Origin of the sequence: Kitasatospora sp. NPDC017646, from assembly GCF_044329365.1 — a bacterium.
In the GTDB taxonomy this organism is placed as follows: domain Bacteria; phylum Actinomycetota; class Actinomycetes; order Streptomycetales; family Streptomycetaceae; genus Kitasatospora.
Genome location: NZ_JBIRJC010000026.1, coordinates 79647 through 96341, shown reverse-complemented (window position 1 = coordinate 96341; position 16695 = coordinate 79647). Strand labels below are relative to the sequence as shown.

Below are 16695 nucleotides of genomic sequence, written 5' to 3'. Positions count from 1 at the left end.
ACGTCACCGGCGACGCCACGCCCGGCGAACTGCGCACCTTCGTCACCGACCGCCTGCCCGCCTACATGCTCCCCGGCGCCGTCGTCACCCTCGACGCCCTGCCCGTCACCCCCAACGGCAAGGTCGACCGCCGCGCCCTCCCCGCCCCCGACCACACCGCCACCCCCGAAGGCCGCGCACCCCGCACCGACGCCGAACAGACCCTCTGCACGCTCTTCGCCGAAACCCTCGAACTGCCCACCGTCAGCATCGACGACGACTTCTTCGACCTCGGCGGACACTCCCTCCTCGCCACCAAACTCATCAGCCGCATCCGCACCACCCTCGGCATCGAACTCCCCATCCGCACCCTCTTCGACACCCCCACCATCGCCGCCCTCGCTCCCGCCCTGCCCGCCACCACAGGAGCCCAGGCCCGACCGGCACTCCAGCGGCGGACCAGGCCGGCCCGCGTCCCGCTTTCCCCGGCGCAGCAACGCCTCTGGTTCATCGACCAGTTCGAGGGCCCGAGCGCCCTCTACAACACCCCGTTCGTCGCGCACCTGACCGGTTCGATCGACACCGCCGCCCTCGCCGAGGCCCTGAACGACGTGGTCACCCGCCACGAGGTGCTGCGCACCACCTTCGCCACCACCGACGGCCAGCCCCACCAGCTGATCGCCGAGTCGGTCCCGCCCGTGCTCCGCACCCGTCGGGTGGCCGACGAGCAGCAGCTGCACGCCGCCGTGGCCGAGGCCACCGCCGAGGTGTTCCGCCTCGGCGAGGACCAGCCGATCCGGGTCTCGCTGCTCTCCCACGGGACGAACGCCGGCCCGGACCGGCACGCCCTGGTCATCCTGCTCCACCACATCGCCGGCGACGGCTGGTCCGTCACGCCCCTGCTGCGCGACCTCGACACCGCCTACCGGGCCCGCCGCACCGGCAGCGCCCCCGAGTGGCAGCCGCTACCGGTCCAGTACGCCGACTACACCCTCTGGCAGCACGAGCTGCTCGGCACCGAGGACGATCCCACCGGCGCCCAGCACGCCCAACTCGCCCACTGGAAGCAGGCCCTGGTGGACCTCCCGGAGGAGCTGGCGCTGCCCTACGACCGGCCACGCCCCGCCACCCCGAGCCACCGCGCCGGGACGGTCGAGTACCGGTTGGACGCAGAACTGCACGCCCGTCTCGCCGAGTTGGCCACCGACAACCGCGCCAGCCTGTTCATGGTCCTCCAGGCCGCCGTCGCCGCGCTGTACACCCGGCTCGGAGCGGGTACCGACCTGCCGCTCGGCACCCCCGTCGCCGGACGTACCGACGAAGCCCTCAACGACCTGGTCGGCTTCTTCGTCAACACCCTCGTCCTGCGCACCGACACCTCCGGCAACCCCACCTTCCGCCGGCTCCTCGACCGCGTCCGCCGCACCGACCTGGACGCCTTCGAGCACCAGGACATCCCCTTCGAGCGCCTGGTCGAACAGCTCAACCCCACCCGCACCCCCGCCCGCCACCCCCTCTTCCAGACCGTCCTGACCGTCAGCAGCGGCCCGGCACCCGTGCTCACCCTCGGCGAGGTCAGCGGGGTCCTGGAGGGCGCGGGCGAGTCCCTGGCGCACTTCGACCTGAACTTCAACTTCACCGAACAGCACGGCGAGGACGGGACGGCGCTCGGTGTGGCGGCGGCCGTGGAGTACGCGGCGGACCTGTTCGACCACATCACCGTCGCCACCCTCGTCGAGCGCCTGCTGCGCGTCCTGGACGCCGTCGCCACCGAGCCGGACACGCCCATCGGCGGGATCGGGATCCTCAGCCCGGCCGAGCGGAGCCTGGTCCTCACCGGCTGGAACGACACCGCCGTCCCGGTCGCGGACACCACGCTGTCCGAACTGTTCGAGGCCCAGGCCGTCGCCACCCCCGACGCCGTCGCCGTGGTCTCCGACACCGAGCGGCTCAGCTACGCCGAACTGGACGCCCGGGCCGGTTCGTTGGCGGCCGTCCTGCTGGACCGCGGGCTGGCGGTGGAGGAGCCGGTCGCGATCCTGATGGACCGCTCGGCCGACCTGGTGACGGCGATCCTCGCGGTCACCAAGGCGGGCGGAACCTACGTCCCGCTGGACGCCCGCTACCCGCTGGACCGGATGCAGCACATCCTCGCGGACACCCGGGCGCGGCTCGTGCTGGTCGACCCGGCCCACCGCGACCACCCGGTGCTCACCGCCGACGGACCGACCCCCCTGGACGTCACCGAAACACGCACCGCCACGCCGGCCGGCCGGCGCCCGCTCCCCGGCCAGCTCGTCTACGTGATGTACACCTCGGGCTCGACCGGTGTCCCCAAGGGCGTCGCGGTCACCCACCGCAACGTGGTCGACCTGCTGGCCAACCGGCACTTCCACCTGGGCCACCACGAGAGCGTGCTGCTCCACTCGCCCACCGCCTTCGACGCCTCCACCACCGAGGTGTGGGCGCCGCTGGTGACCGGCGGGCGGATCGTGCTGGCCGCCCCCGGGCAGCTCGACCTGACCGCCCTGGCGGCGACCGTCACCCGGCACGCCGTCACCCTGGTGCAGGCGCCCTCGGGCCTGCTGCGACTGATGGCCGAGGAGACCCCGGAGGCGTTCCGCACGGTCCGGCAGGTGTGGACGGGCGGCGACGTGGTGCCCCCGGAGGCCGTGCGCCGGCTGTTCCAGGTGTGCCCGGAGACGGACGTGGTCGCGGTCTACGCGCCGACGGAGACGACGGCCATCAAGACCACCTTCACCATGTCGCCCGGCGCGGAGGTCCCCGCCGTGGTGCCGATCGGCCGTCCGCTCGCCAACACCCGGTTGTACGTGCTGGACGACGCCCTCCAGCCCGTCCCCGTGGGCGTCCCCGGCGAGCTGTACATCGCGGGCAACGGCCTCGCCCGGGGCTACGTCGGCCGCCCGACCCTGACCGCGGAGCGCTTCGTCGCCTGCCCCTACGGCGGCAAGGGCGAACGGATGTACCGCACCGGCGACGTCGTCCGCTGGAGCGCCGACGGCATCCTGGAGTTCCTCGGCCGCGCCGACGACCAGGTCAAGATCCGCGGCTTCCGCATCGAGCCCGCCGAGGTCGAGGCCGCGCTCGCCGCCCACCCGGCGGTGGGTCACGCGGTGGCGGTGGTCCGCGAGGACCAGCCCGGCGACAAGCGCCTCGTCGCCTACGTGACCGGCGACGCCACGCCCGGCGAACTGCGCACCTTCGTCACCGACCGCCTGCCCGCCTACATGCTCCCGGCGGCGATCGTCACCCTCGACACCCTGCCCGTCACCCCCAACGGCAAGGTCGACCGCCGCGCCCTCCCCGCCCCCGACCACACCGCCACCCCCGAAGGCCGCGCACCCCGCACCGACGCCGAACAGACCCTCTGCACGCTCTTCGCCGAGACCCTCGGACTGCCCACCGTCAGCATCGACGACGACTTCTTCGACCTCGGCGGACACTCCCTCCTCGCCACCAAACTCATCATCCGCATCCGCACCACCCTCCGCACCGAACTGCCCATCCGCACCCTCTTCGACCACCCCACCGTCGCCGCGCTGGCCGCGCGCCTCGGCGAGGGCGCGGGCCCGGTGCGCGCCCGGCTGACGAGCCGGGAGCGTCCCGAGCTGGTCCCGCTCTCGCACGCCCAGCAACGCCTTTGGTTCATCGACCAGTTCGAGGGCCCGAGCGCCCTCTACAACACCCCCTTCGCCCTCCGCCTCACCGGCGCGGTCGACACCGCCGCCCTCGCCGAGGCCCTGAACGACGTGGTCACCCGCCACGAGGTGCTGCGCACCACCTTCCCGACCGCCGACGGCCAACCCCACCAGCTGATCGCCGGGACGGCCCGACTCTCCCTAGGGGAAAGCCCGGTGGCGGACGAGGAGGAGCTGCGGGAGGCCCTCGCCGGGGCGAGCCGCGAGGTCTTCGACCTGGCCCGCGACCTGCCGGTCCGCGCCCGGCTGTTCTCGCTGCCGGCCGACGAGCACGTGCTGCTGGTGCTGATGCACCACATCGTCAGCGACGGCTGGTCCGTCACGCCCCTGCTGCGCGACCTCGACACCGCCTACCGGGCCCGCCGCACCGGCAGCGCCCCCGACTGGCAGCCACTGCCGGTGCAGTACGCCGACTACGCCCTCTGGCAGCGCGAGCTGCTCGGCGCCGAGGACGACCCGACCAGCGTCCAGCACGCCCAACTCGCCCACTGGAAGCGGGCCCTGGCCGGTCTGCCGGAGGAGCTGACGCTCCCCTACGACCGCAAGCGGCCGATGTCCCCCACCCGCCGGGGGGACACCGTCGAGTTCCGGATCCCCTCCGGACTCCACGCCCGCGTCGCCGAGTTGGCGCGAACGAGCCACTCCTCCGTGTTCATGGTGGTGCAGGCCGCGCTGGCGGCCACCCTGAGCCGACTGGGCGCGGGCGCCGACATCCCGCTCGGCACCCCGATCGCGGGCCGCACCGACGAGTCGCTCGACGAGCTGATCGGTTTCTTCGTCAACACCCTGGTGCTGCGCGCCGACCTCTCCGGCGACCCGAGCTTCCACGAGCTGCTGGAACGTGTGCGGCTGGCCAACCTGGAAGCCTTCGAGCACCAGGACGTGCCCTTCGAACGGCTCGTCGAGGTGCTCAACCCGGCCCGCTCGACGGCCCGGCACCCGCTGTTCCAGGTGATGCTGACCTTCGGCACCAGCGAGCCGGCCACCCCCTCGTTCGCCGGCCTGCCCGCCCGCGTCGAACCGTCGGCGGCCGAACTCGCCAAGTTCGACCTGGCGTTCGGCTTCAGCGAGCAGCTGGACACGGACGGGGCACCGGCCGGGATCGGCGTGGTGGTCGAGTTCGCCCGGGAGCTGTTCGACCCGGCCACCGTGACGGCGATCGGGGGGCGCTTCGAGCGGCTGCTCGCCGCCGTGGTGGCGGACCCGGGCCGCCCGGTCGTCGAGGCGGAGATCCTCACGCCGGCCGAGCGGACGCTGATCCTGGACCACTGGAGCCGGCCCGAGCGGCACCCGCGCACCGCCGAACTGCCCACCATCCCGGCCCTGTTCGCGGCCCAGGCGGCCCGGACGCCGGAGGCCGTGGCGGTGGTCCACCGGGACGAACGGATCAGCTACGCCGAGCTGGACGCCCGGGCGAACCGGCTGGCGCAGCTGCTCGCCGCCCGAGGCGTGGGCCCCGAGCGCCTGGTCGCGCTGGCCCTGCCCCGCTCGGTGGAGCTGGTGGTCGCCGTCCTGGCGGTGCTCAAGGCGGGCGGCGCCTACGTACCGATCGACCCGGACTACCCGGCCGACCGGATCGCCCACACCCTGCGCGACTCCGCGCCCGAGCTGCTGCTCACCACCGCCACGGCCGCCGCCCGACTGCCCGACCCGACCGTGCCGTCGCTGTTGCTCGACACCCCGGAGACGGCGGCCGAGCTGGACCGTACGGCCGCCGGAGCCCCCGCTCCCGCCCTCGGCCCGGACCACCCGGCGTACGTCATCTACACCTCGGGCTCGACCGGCCGGCCGAAGGGCGTGGTGATCCCGCACGCCAACGTCGCCCGGCTGTTCGCGGCCACCGACCACTGGTTCTCCCCGGGCCCGGAGGACGTCTGGACGCTGTTCCACTCCTACGCCTTCGACTTCTCGGTCTGGGAGCTGTGGGGCGCGCTGCTGCACGGCGGCAGCCTGGTCGTGGTGCCCTTCGAAACCAGTCGCTCGCCCCGGGACTTCCTGGAGCTGCTGGTCCGCGAGCGGGTCACCTTCCTCAACCAGACCCCCTCCGCCTTCTACCAGTTGATGCAGGCCGACCAGGAGGAGCCGGAGCTCGGCGCCCGGCTCGCCCTGCGGCGGGTGGTCTTCGGCGGCGAGGCGCTCGACCTGGCCCGGCTGGCGCCCTGGTACCGGCGGCACGCCGAGGACGCCCCGGTGCTGGTCAACATGTACGGCATCACCGAGACCACCGTGCACGTCTCCTACCGCCCGCTGGACGCCGACACGGCCGCCGGGCAGTCCCGTTCGCTGATCGGCGCGGGCATCCCGGACCTGCGGCTCTACCTGCTGGACTCCCGGCTGCGACCGGTGCCCGCCGGGGTGCCCGGCGAACTGTACGTCGCCGGGGCCGGCCTGGCCCGCGGCTACCTGGGCCGCCCGGGGCTGACCGCCGAACGCTTCGTCGCCGACCCGTACGGCGCCCCCGGCACCCGGATGTACCGCACCGGCGACCTGGCCCGCTGGACGGCCGGCGGCGAACTGGACTACCTGGGCCGGATCGACGCGCAGGTGAAGATCCGGGGCTTCCGGATCGAACTGGGCGAGATCGGCTCGGTGCTCAGCCGCCGGCCCGAGGTGGCCTCCGCCGCCGTGGTGGTCCGCGAGGACGCCCCGGGCGGGAAGCGCCTGGTCGGCTACCTGGTGCCCGCCGCCGGCCCGGTCGACCTGGACGCGCTGCGCACCCACCTGGCCACCGAGCTGCCGGACTACATGCTGCCCTCCGCCCTGGTGCCGCTGGAGCGCCTGCCGCTGACCCCGAACGGCAAGCTCGACGAGCGGGCGCTGCCCGCCCCCGAGCCGGGCCGCGCGGGCGGCGGCCGGGGGCCGCGCACCCCGCTGGAGGAGGTGCTCTGCGGGCTGTTCGCCGACATCCTCGGCCTGGAGCGGGTCGGCATCGACGACAACTTCTTCGAGCTGGGCGGCCACTCCCTGCTGGCGGGCCGTCTGGTCGCCGGGATGCGCGAGCTGACCGGCACGGACGACCTCGGCGTCCGGGCGCTGTTCCAGGCCCCGACCGTCGCCGGGCTGGCCGAGCTGCTGGCCGGGGCCCGGGACGGCGCAGCCGCCGAGGAGGCCTTCCCGGTGCTGCTGCCGATCCGCACCCGCGGCTCCCGCCCGCCGCTGTTCTGCGTGCACCCGGCGGCCGGGATCAGCTGGGTCTACACCGGCCTGCTGCGCCACCTGGACGCCGAGCAGCCGATCTACGGCCTCCAGGCGCCCGGGCTGGCCGACCTGTCCCGCCACCCGGAAAGCCTGGCCGAGATGGCCCGCACGTACCTGGCCGAGCTGCGGTCGGTACGGCCCGAGGGCCCGTACGCCCTGCTCGGCTGGTCCTTCGGCGGCCCGGTCGCCCACGCGATGGCGGCGCTGCTGCGGGAGCAGGGCGAGCAGGTGGAGCTGCTCGCCGTGCTGGACGGCTATCCGGAACTCGACGAGTACGCCGAGTTCACCGGAGACGACCAGGCCCGCCGCGACCCCGCGCTGCTCGCCGCGATCCTCGGATCGCTCGGCCAGCGGGCCGGCGAGATCACCGCCTGGCCCGCCGACGAGGTCGGCTACGCCGAGCTGGTCCGGCACGGCGAGGGCCCGCTGACCGGGCTGAGCGGGGCCGGGGTGGCCCGGGTGGTCGAGGTCTTCCTCGCCAACCTCGCCCTGGCCGCTGATGCCCCGCTGCCGGGCTACGACGGCGACGCGCTGGTCTTCGTCGCAGCCAAGGACCGCCCGGCCGACGCCCCCGACCCCGAGACCTGGCGGGCCCACGTGGGCGGCCGGGTGGAGATCCACGAGGTGCCGAGCACCCACGGCGCGATGACCGGCGCGGAGGCGCTCGCGGTCATCGGCCCGGTGCTCGCCGACCGCCTGCGCCACCCCGCGCCGGACCCCGAGCACCACCACTGAGAGTCCCGTCGCCGAAGTCCCCGTCACCGAAGCCCCGTTGCCCCCTGCACCGCCGCGACACCCCCCCCCCGCACCACCACGCCAAGCGGCCGCGACCCGGCCCACCACGAGGAATGGACACCACCGATGCAGACTGCCGTCATCCCCGACTCCTGGCGCGGCATCACCCCGGCGCCGATCTCGTCGACCGACGCCTACAACGGCTTCATCGCCGCCAACGTGATCTTCGCGCTGGACCGGATCGGCGTGCTGGAGCAGATCGGCCGCGGCGAGCCGCTCTCGGCCGCCGCGATCACCGCCGAGTCCGGTGACACCGCCCGCACCGAGGCCGTGCTGCGCGCCGCCGCCGACTACGGCTACCTCAAGGCCGACGGCGCCGGCTTCCTGCCGACCGAGGCGGGCATCGAGATCGCCTCCGCCCGCGGCTACTTCACCTGGGCCGTCGGCGGCTACCACGACGTGTTCGGCCGCGCCGGGCACCTGAGCACCGGCTCGCACCGCTACAACGAGGACGTGTACCGCGACGAGGCGATGGTCGCCCTCGGCTCCGCCCAGTGCGACCAGTCGCTGTTCGCCGCGCAGCTGACCGACGTGCTCTCCGGTATCGACTTCCGCACCATCGCCGACCTGGGCAGCGGCACCTCCGCCCGGGTGCGGCGGGTGGTCTCGCAGCGCGCGGGCTCCCGGGGCCTGGGCATCGACATCAGCCGCCCGGCCACCGAGATCGCCCGCGCCGACATCGCCGCGGCCGGGATGCAGGACCGGGTCACCGCCGTCCGGGCCGACGTGCTGGGCCTGCTCGGCACCCAGATCGACAACGACGCCGAGGCCGCCGAGGTGGCCGAGGTCGACACCGTGATGAGCTTCTTCCTGCTGCACGACCTGCTGGCCGACCCCACCACCCGCTCCTCGATCTTCACCCGGATGCGCGAGGCCTTCCCGAAGGCCCGCACCTTCGTGCTCGGCGACACCATGCTGCGCGGCCCGGGCGAGTCGCAGAGCGCGATGCCGGTCTTCTCGGTCGGCTTCGAGCTGGCGCACGCGATGATGGGCGTTCCGCTGCACACCAAGGAGACCTACGAGCGGCTGTTCGCCGACGCCGGGCTGCGGATCGACCGCGTCGAGGCACTGGCCACCCCTCACTCCTGGCTCTACGTCCTCCAGGCCGACTGATGGCCGCCGATTCCGGGGCCAGACACCTGCTGGCCCAGAACGAGCACCCGTACCCGCCGCTGCCGTCCGTACTGGCCGCCCTGGCCGGGGCCACCGCCGACCTGAACCGCTACCCGGACCTGCGCCCGGAGCGCTTCGCCGGGATCATCGCCGACTGGCAGGCCGTCCCGGCTGGGCAGGTCGTGGTCGGCCACGGCTCGGCGGGCGTGGCGCTGGACCTGTTCCACTCCGTCGTCCGCCCCGGCGACAACGTGGTGCACTCGGCGCCCTGCTTCGACGCGTACCCGCTGTTCTGCCGGATCGCCGGCGCCGAGGCCCGGCCCGTGCCGCTCGGCCCGGACGCCCGGCACGACCTGGCCGCGATGGCCGGACAGGTGGACGGGCGCACCCGGATCGTCGTGCTGTGCAACCCGCACAACCCGACCGGCACGATCTACTCCTGGGCGGAGCTGACCGGCTTCCTTCGCCGGGTGCCGGCCACCGCGCTGGTCCTGCTGGACGAGGCGTACATCGACTTCGCCCGGGGCTGGGCGGCTCCGGACGTGCCGGCCCGGATCGCCGAGTGGCCGAACCTGGTGGTGCTGCGCACCCTGTCCAAGTCGCACGGCCTGGCCGCGCTGCGGATCGGCTACGCGGTCGCCGAGGAGTCCGTGGCGCAGCGCGTGCGGGACCACCAGGTGCCGTACGCGGTGAACCGGCTCCAGGAGGCGGGCCTGCTGGCCGCCGTCGCGGCCCAGGAGGAGGTGGACCGGCGGATCGCCGAGATCGCCGAGGAGCGGGAGCGGCTGCGGGCCGGACTGCTCGCCCTGGGCCGGTCGGTGCCGCCGAGCCTGACCAACTTCCTCTGGGTGTCCGCCCCGGGCGACGAGACGCCGGTCAAGGAGGAACTGGAGCGGCTCGGCGTGGCCGTCCGCTTCTACCCGAGCCAGGGCATCCGGATCGCCGTCGGCGAGAAGGACGCCAACGACGCCGTGCTCGAAGGATTCACCCGCGCCCACCGGGCCGTCACCGCGCCCCGCTAGGACGGGCCCCAGCGTCACCGGCCGACCCGCACCATTCACCAGACCGCAGCAGCTAAGGACAGGACATGCACCCACTTCTGGCGCGGCCGGAATTCCGGCTCTACATCGCGGGACAGACACTGTCCGTCCTCGGGGACAGCGCCCTCTTCATCGCCCTCGGCATCTGGGCCAAGGTCCTGACGGGGAGCAGTTCGGCGGCCGGTCTGGTGATGTTCTGCTACGCCGTCCCGATGCTGCTGCTGCCGCTCGGCGGCCTGGTCGCCGACCGGGTCCGCCGCCGGCCGCTGCTGGTCACGGTCAACCTCGCGCTGGCGGTGGCGGTTTCGCCGCTGCTGCTGGTCGACGGCCGCGGCCACCTGTGGATCATCTACGCCACGGCGGTGCTCTACGGGCTGGCCGGGGCCGTCCTCACCCCGGCCCAGAGTGCCATGCTGCGAACCATACTGACGGAGCGTCAGGACTTCGGAGCGGCCGTCGGGTTCACCCAGACCATGCGCGCCGGCACCACGCTGGTGGCGCCGCTGGTCGGTTCCGGCCTGTACGGGTGGCTCGGCGGCCGGGCCGTCGCCCTGGTCGACATCGGCATCCTGGTCGCGGCGGCGCTCGCCTTCCTGGCGCTGCGGGTGAACGAGCCGGCGCCGGAGCCGTCCGGCCGGCACTGGCGCACCGAGGTGCTGGCGGGCTTCCAGCACCTGCGCACCACCAGCTCGCTGCTGCCGCTGCTGGTCGCGACCACCGCCACCGCGACCGTGCTCAGCTTCCTCCAGCCGGTGCTGTTCTCGCTGATCCAGCACGGGCTGCACCGCTCGCCGCAGTTCCTGGGCGTGCTGGAGACGGTGGAGGCGGTCGGGGCGCTGGGCGGCTCGGTGCTGGGCGGCATCCTGATCGGCAAGCTCGGCCCCCGGCGGACCGTCATGCTCGGCTCGGCGGTCTTCGGTCTCGGCGCCGTCCTGCTGCTGGCGCCCTCGGTCTGGGTGGTGTCGGCCGGCCTGCTGATCGCCGGGGCCGGCATGCCGGCCGGCGTGGTCGGTCTGGCCACGGCCGCCCAGGCCCTCACCCCGCCTCGGCTGATGGGCCGCACCCAGGCGGCCGTCAACCTCTCGCTCACCGCCCCGCAGGCGCTCGCCATCGGTCTCGGCGCCGGACTGGTGGCCGCGCTGGACTTCCGGACGGTGCTCGCCGCCATGGTGGTCGGCGCGCTCCTGTCGGCCGTCTTCCTGCTCGGCAAGCCCGACGCCGTCGTCGAGGACGACGAGGACGAGGAGGAGTCGACCGACCAGCCCGCCGCCGAACTGACCGCGGATCCGGCCGCGGATCCGACCGCGGACCCCGCGGAGGAGCCCGCCGAAGTGCCCGCCGAGTCCGCCCCGCGCCCGTAGGGCCCACCTGTCCTTCCGCACCACGCCACCGGCCCGCCCCGGCGGCGGCCCTGCCGCACCGCACCGCCGCCCGGGGCGGGCCTCCGTGCACTCCTCACGAGAGAGCCTCCTCAGATGCCCGACCGTTCCTCTCCCGCCACCGCCCCGCTTCCCCTGGCGCTGGACCACGTCGAGTTCTACGTGGCCGACCTCGCCGCCGAACTCGCCCGGCTGACCTCCGAGTACGGGTTCGACCTGCTCGTCCCGCCCACCGAGCGCGGCGAGAGCGCCGAGCGCTGCGTCTCGGCCCTCGTCGGCCAGGCCGCCGTCCGCCTGCTGCTGACCCAGCCGCTGGCCGCCGGCCACCCGGCCACCGACTACCTGGCCCGGCACGACGACGGCGTGGCCGCGCTGGCCCTGCGGGTGCCGGACGCGACCGCCGCCTACCGGACGCTGACCGGCCGGGGCGCCGACGGGCTGCGCCCGCCGCAGGCCGTGGACGGCTGCGTCACCGCCGTGGTCGCCGCCTTCGGCGACGTGGTGCACACCCTGGTCGAGCGGGGCCCCGACGTGCCCACCGACCGGATACCCGGCCTGCCCGACGTCGCGCCGGCCGACCAGGAACCGACCCGCGGCGCCGACGCGGTGGGCCTGCGCTCGGTCGACCACTTCGCGGTCTGCGTCCCCTCCGGCGAGCTGCGCGAGACCGTCCGCCGCTACTGCGAGGTCTTCGGCTTCCGGATGATCTTCGAGGAGCGGATCGAGGTCGGCGCGCTCGGCATGGACTCGATGGTCGTGCAGAGCCCCGACCACAGCGTCACCCTCACCCTGATCGAGCCGCTCACCCCGGACGCCGGCGGCCAGATCGCCTCCTTCCTCGCCGACCACGGCGGCGCCGGGGTGCAGCACGTGGCCTTCTCCTCCCAGGACGCCGTCCACTCCGTCGCCACCATGGCCGCGCGCGGCGTGCCCTTCCTACGCACCCCGGCCGCCTACTTCGACGCCCTGCCCGCCCGGCTCACCCCGTTGCGGCACTCCCTCGACCAGCTGCGCGAGCTCAACCTGCTGGTCGACCAGGACCACGACGGTCAGCTGTTCCAGATCTTCACCCGCTCCCGCCACCCGCGCGGCACCTTCTTCTTCGAGGTGATCGAGCGCATCCGGGCCCGCAACTTCGGCAGCAACAACATCCGCGCCCTCTACGAGGCCGTCGAGCTCCAGCGCAACGCCAGCGAAGTCGCCCGATGACCGCAACCGCCACGACCCACCAACCTCCCCTCAGCGTGGCCGAGTTCGCCGACCTCGCCCGCTCCGCCCTGCCGCCCGGGGTCTGGGACTGGCTGGCCGGCGGCGCCGAGCGGGAGCACACCCTCGCCGCCAACCGGGCGGCCTTCGACCGGCTGGCCGTGGTGCCCCGGGTGCTGGCCGACGTGTCCGCCTGCGACACCTCCGCGACCCTGGTGCGCAGCCGGTCGGCCCTGCCGGTGGCGGTGGCGCCGCTCGCCTACCACCGGCTGTTCCACCCGGACGGCGAGCTGGCCTCGGCCCGGGCGGCGGCCGCGGCGGGGGTGCCGTTCACCGTCGGCACGCTCAGCAGCGTCGGCTTCGAGGAGCTGGCGGCGACGGGTGCCACGCTCTGGTTCCAGCTGTACTGGCTGCGCGACCGGGGTCGGCTGCTCGACCTGGTCGCCGCGGCCACGGCGGTGGGCAGCGAGTGCCTGGTCGTCACCGCCGACGTGCCGTACATGGGCCGCCGGCTGCGCGACGCCCGCAACGCCTTCGCGCTGCCCGCCGACGTCCGTGCGGCGCTGCTGGAGGACGGCGCCGCCGGGCGGGCGCACCGGGCCACCGCCGAGGTCTCGGCGGTGGCCGCGCACACCGCCGAGCTGCTCTCCCCCGCCGTCACCTGGGCGGACCTCGCCTGGCTGCGCGAGCGGACCGAACTGCCGTTGGTGGTCAAGGGCGTGCTCGATCCGGCGGACGCGCTGCGGGCCGCCGAGCTGGGCGCCGACGCCGTCGTGGTGTCCAACCACGGCGGACGCCAGCTCGACCGGGCGGTGCCCTCCCTGACGGCGCTGCCCGCCGTCGCCGAGGCGCTGTCCGGCCGGAACTGCCAGGTACTGCTGGACAGCGGGGTACGCGGCGGCGCGGACGTTCTCACCGCGCTGGCCCTGGGGGCGTCCGGGGTGCTGCTCGGGCGGCCGCTGATCTGGGGCCTGGCGGCCGGCGGCGAACCGGGCTGCGCCCGGGTGCTGGAACTGCTGGCCACCGAACTGCGGCACGCGCTCGGCCTGGCCGGCTGCGCCGACCTGGCCTCCGCCGCCGAACTGCGCACCACGCCGATGCCCTGTCCCGCCTGGAGTGCCCCGTGACCCCCATCGCCCCACCGCACGAACTGCGGCTGGCCGAGCTGCACCCGTCCCTCGCCGACCCGGCGATGACCTCGATGAACCTGCTCAACGAGATCTCCATCCGCTACCCGGAAGCGGTCTCCTTCGCGGCCGGCCGCCCGGCCGAGCAGTTCTTCGAGCTGGAGGCCGTCCACCGCCACCTGGACCGCTACGTCGACCACCTGCGCACCGAGCGCGGCCTCTCCGAGGAGGCGGCCCGGCGTCAGGTGCTCCAGTACGGGCGGACCAAGGGGATCATCCACGAGCTGATCGCCGCCCACCTCGCGGTGGACGAGGGCATCGAGGTGCCCGCCGAGTCGGTCGTGGTGACGGTCGGCTGCCAGGAGGCGATGTTCCTGGTGCTGCGGGCGCTGCGCCGCGGCCCCGAGGACGTGGTGCTGGCCGTCTCGCCGACGTACGTCGGGCTGACCGGCGCCGCCCTGTTGGCGGACCTGCCGGTACGGCCGGTGGCCGACGGTCCGGACGGGCTGGACCTCGCCGACCTGCGCCGCCGGCTCGCCGCCGCCCGGGCCGAGGGGCTGCGCCCGCGCGCGCTCTACCTGGTGCCGGACGTGGCCAACCCGAGTGGCGCCAGTCTGCCGCTGGAGCTGCGCCGGAAGCTGCTGGCGCTGGCCGCCGAGGAGGACTTCCTGGTCCTGGAGGACAACCCGTACTGCGTGTTCGCGGGCGAGGAGCGGCTGCCCTCGCTCAAGGCCCTGGACACCGGGCGGCGGGTCGTCCACCTGGGGTCCTTCGCCAAGACGGCCCTGCCGGGCGCCCGGGTCGGGTACGTGGTGGCGGACCAGCTGGTGGCGGACGGCGCGGGCGGCACCGTGCTGCTGGCCGACCTGCTCGGCATGGTCAAGAGCATGACCACGGTGAACACCTCGCCGATCGCCCAGGCGGTGATCGGCGGGGCGCTGCTCGAACACGGCTTCAGCCTGCGGGCCGCCAACACCGAGGTCGCCGCGCTCTACCGGCGCAATCTGGCACTGGTGCTGGACGGTCTGGCCCGGCGCTTCCCGCCCGGCGTCGGGGTGAGCTGGAACGAGCCGCGCGGCGGGTTCTTCCTGGTGCTCACCGTGCCGTGCACGGTGGACGACGCGCTGCTGGAGCTCTCCGCCTCACGGTACGGGGTGATCTGGACGCCGATGTCCCACTTCTACCCGGGAGCGGGCGGGGAGCGGCAGCTGCGGCTGTCCGTCAGCCAGGTCGACCCGGCGACCGTCGACCGGGGGCTGGACGGCCTGGCCGCCCTGCTCACCGACCGGTCCTGAGCGCCGGCGGGCGGGGAGCGGCCCCGCCCGCCGGAGCAGCCCTACGGGATCGCCACCGCCGTGCCGGAGACCCGCACCCGGGCGTCCCCGGCACGCAGTTCGACCCGCAGGACACCGGGGCGGCCGAGGTCCTCGCCCTGGTGCAGCGTCAGTACCGTCGGCGCCGCCACCGCGCCCAGCTCGCGCAGGTACGCGCCGAAGGCCGCCGCGGCGGCGCCGGTGGCAGGGTCCTCGACCACGCCGCCGACCGGGAACGGGTCACGGACGTGGAAGACCTCGGCGGTCTCCCGCCAGACCAGCTGCAGGGTGACCAGGTCACGGGCGCGCATGAACGCGGCCAGGCCGTCGAAGTCGTAGTCCAGGCGCGCCAGTCGGGCCCGGGTTCCCGCGGCGAGGACCAGGTGCCGGGCGCCGGCGTAGGCGATCCGCGGCGGGAGCGCCGGGTCCAGGTCGGCGGCCGCCCAGCCGAGCAGCGCGAGCGCCTCCTCGACGTCCGCCGCCGGCACCTCCTCGACCTCCGGCTCGACGCTGGTCAGCGTCGCCCGCAGGCCGTCGGCACCGCGCTCGACCTCGACGGGGACGTCACCGGCGGCGGTGCCGAACACGTACCGACCGGGGCCGGTCCGCTCGGCCAGCGCGACGGCGGAGGCCACCGTCGCGTGCCCGCAGAACGGCACCTCGGTGAGCGGACTGAAGTACCGTACGCGGTACGCGCCCTGGGCGTCCCCGGGGGTCAGGAAGGCGGTCTCGGAGTACCCGACCTCGGCGGCGACGGCGAGCATCCGCTCCTCGGTCAGTCCGGTGGCGTCGAGCACCACGCCCGCCGGGTTTCCGCCCTCCGCGCGGATCGCGAAGGCGGCGTAGCGGAGGATCTCAGGAGCGTCGTCAGTCATGACCGGACGAACGTCCCGCCGGTGATCACTGTTCCCGGCGGCACCGGTCACCGCAGCACCGCCTCCAGGAAGTCCGAGCCCAGCCGGGCGCTGCCGGCCAGGTCCAGCTGGTAGAGCATGTACCGCCCTCGCCGCTCGGTGATCAGCAGCCCGGCCTTGCGCAGCACGGCCAGGTGGCGGGACACCTCGGGGGCGCTGAGCTGCCAGGCGGTGGCGAGTTCGCCGGTGGTGTGCGGGCCTCGGGCGATGGTGCGGGCAAGCCGCAGCCGGATCGGATGGGCGAGGGCCTCCAGCCGCTGCTGGACCAGGGCGAGCGAGACCGGCTCGGGCAGGCCCGCCTCGGCCACGGGGTACTGGAGCACCGGCCGCCAGCCCTGGGCGTACACCGCCAGCAGGTGGGGGCGGCCGAAGACGGTGGGGATGAAGGTGACGCCGCCCCGGTCGGTCGCGATGGCGGTGCTGTCCTGGAGCTTGTCGATGACGATCCGCCGCCGTCCGTCGCTCTCGTGCAGGGAGACCGAGGGGGACATCGCGCCGACGGCCTCGGCGAGGCCGCGGCGGGCGAGCAGGTCGGCCTTGCGCCGGGAGTCGGCCGCCAGGTCGGGCAGGACCCGCTGCCAGGCGTCGGCGAAGAACACGGACTGGCAGTCCTCCAGCATCTTCCGCACCAGGGCCCGGACGGCGGGCGGATCGGCGAGCAGCCGCTCGGCGAAGGCGGCCTGCCGGGGCCCCGGGCGACGGCGGGGCACTCGCCCACACGCACCGCTCGATGACTCTCCCCCAGCCTCCGGCCGGGGGACCCCCATGCTCCGCTCACTCACGACAGTGATCCTGCCCCCCCCGGTGACCTGGCCCGCCGTCGATTGACGGTAACCGTCAAAAGTACGGGCCCCCCCCCCCCCCCCGGCGGGCCCTTCCGGCCAAGTGATTGAGCCCCGCGAAGTGCGGCCA

The 16695-nt window shown here is 74.5% G+C and carries 9 protein-coding genes; 7 read left to right on the top strand and 2 right to left on the bottom strand.

The annotated features are described in order from the left end of the window. The first annotated feature begins 29 nt into the window (after nucleotides 1-29). The 7 genes from ACH4J0_RS30820 to ACH4J0_RS30790 all read left to right on the top strand — a co-directional run bounded on the left by ACH4J0_RS30820 (nucleotide 30) and on the right by ACH4J0_RS30790 (nucleotide 14851). The gene (locus tag ACH4J0_RS30820) at nucleotides 30-7631 is read left to right on the top strand and encodes an amino acid adenylation domain-containing protein (RefSeq protein WP_396244009.1); all 7602 of its coding nucleotides are present in this window, start codon (nucleotides 30-32) and stop codon (nucleotides 7629-7631) included. A gap of 126 nt (nucleotides 7632-7757) precedes the next feature. Then, entirely contained in the window at nucleotides 7758-8804 is a 1047-nt protein-coding gene (locus ACH4J0_RS30815) for an SAM-dependent methyltransferase (RefSeq protein WP_396243996.1), read from the top strand. Next, nucleotides 8804-9826, top strand: a complete 1023-nt coding sequence (locus ACH4J0_RS30810) for a pyridoxal phosphate-dependent aminotransferase (RefSeq protein WP_396243994.1) — start codon at nucleotides 8804-8806, stop codon at nucleotides 9824-9826. Before ACH4J0_RS30815 ends, ACH4J0_RS30810 begins: the two co-directional genes overlap by 1 nt. A 65-nt stretch (nucleotides 9827-9891) precedes the next feature. Then, a complete protein-coding gene (locus tag ACH4J0_RS30805) occupies nucleotides 9892-11205 on the top strand; it encodes an MFS transporter (protein WP_396243992.1) in 1314 nt (437 codons plus the stop codon). Nucleotides 11206-11319: 114 nt separating this feature from the next. Next, nucleotides 11320-12432: a 4-hydroxyphenylpyruvate dioxygenase gene (gene hppD, locus ACH4J0_RS30800; protein WP_396243990.1), complete on the top strand. Its 1113-nt coding sequence runs from the start codon at nucleotides 11320-11322 to the stop codon at nucleotides 12430-12432. Beyond that, nucleotides 12429-13556, top strand: coding sequence for an alpha-hydroxy acid oxidase (locus ACH4J0_RS30795; protein ID WP_396243989.1), 1128 nt, complete (start codon nucleotides 12429-12431; stop codon nucleotides 13554-13556). Before hppD ends, ACH4J0_RS30795 begins: the two co-directional genes overlap by 4 nt. 65 nt (nucleotides 13557-13621) lie before the next feature. Beyond that, nucleotides 13622-14851: a PLP-dependent aminotransferase family protein gene (locus ACH4J0_RS30790; protein ID WP_396244008.1), complete on the top strand. Its 1230-nt coding sequence runs from the start codon at nucleotides 13622-13624 to the stop codon at nucleotides 14849-14851. Between the two features lie 41 nt (nucleotides 14852-14892). On the opposite strand, the gene ACH4J0_RS30785 is transcribed toward ACH4J0_RS30790, so the two are convergent. Then, nucleotides 14893-15744, bottom strand: coding sequence for a PhzF family phenazine biosynthesis protein (locus tag ACH4J0_RS30785; protein ID WP_396243988.1), 852 nt, complete (start codon nucleotides 15742-15744; stop codon nucleotides 14893-14895). Nucleotides 15745-15791: 47 nt separating this feature from the next. Next, complete coding sequence (locus ACH4J0_RS30780; RefSeq protein ID WP_396243987.1) at nucleotides 15792-16493, bottom strand: DUF5937 family protein; 702 nt, start codon at nucleotides 16491-16493, stop codon at nucleotides 15792-15794. Nucleotides 16494-16695: the final 202 nt, after the last annotated feature.